The organism is Streptococcus sp. HMSC062H02, assembly GCF_001813005.1.
In the GTDB taxonomy this organism is placed as follows: Bacteria; Bacillota; Bacilli; order Lactobacillales; family Streptococcaceae; genus Streptococcus; species Streptococcus oralis_S.
On record NZ_KV811113.1, the window covers coordinates 1 to 260 of the forward strand.

A 260-nucleotide genomic window follows, 5' to 3' on the forward strand; every position below is an offset into this window, starting at 1 on the left:
CCTCCTCGTACAGGCTTAGATGATAAGTTACTGGATACCATTCTGACCTATGTCCCAGAAAAAATGGTCTATGTATCCTGCAATGTTTCGACCTTGGCACGAGATTTGGTTAAACTGGTAAAAGTTTATGATCTCCAGTATATCCAGTCAGTCGATATGTTTCCCCACACTGCACGAACAGAAGCAGTAGTTAAGTTAGTGAAGAAAAGAAAAAATTAAATTCACTGAAAAAAGTCCTTGACAAAGGTAAAAAAGTAGGT

Annotated in this window: 1 pseudogene; it reads left to right on the top strand. The window is 38.1% G+C overall.

What is annotated here, in order from left to right:
• A pseudogene (locus tag HMPREF2885_RS04080) lies at nucleotides 1-219 on the top strand (23S rRNA (uracil-5-)-methyltransferase RumA); the annotation flags it as partial.
• Nucleotides 220-260 lie beyond the last annotated feature (41 nt).